General features: G+C 42.7%; 1 tRNA gene. It reads right to left on the reverse strand.

What is annotated here, in order from left to right:
- Positions 1 to 134: 134 nt before the first annotated feature.
- Positions 135 to 210: transfer RNA gene (locus AAEY98_RS22270), tRNA-Glu, on the reverse strand.
- Positions 211 to 279 lie beyond the last annotated feature (69 nt).

Genomic DNA, 279 nt, shown 5'->3' on the forward strand with positions numbered 1-279 from the left:
TCTAGACGAATGGGACACATTTGATACGTTATACTCTGTATCGAGTGAATACTCATTGGTGTCTGTAGGCTAAACACCAGTGCTATATAGATAATCAAAGAACTCTTTCGAATCATGTTCAACCATCTTAAATATGGTATCCCATAGGGGATTCGAACCCCTGTTACCGCCGTGAAAGGGCGGTGTCCTAGGCCTCTAGACGAATGGGACACATTTGATACGTTATACTCTGTATCGAGTGAATACTCATTGGTGTCTGTAGGCTAAACACCAGTGCTA

Source organism: Shewanella sp. AC91-MNA-CIBAN-0169, assembly GCF_040310165.1.
GTDB lineage: Bacteria > Pseudomonadota > Gammaproteobacteria > Enterobacterales > Shewanellaceae > Shewanella.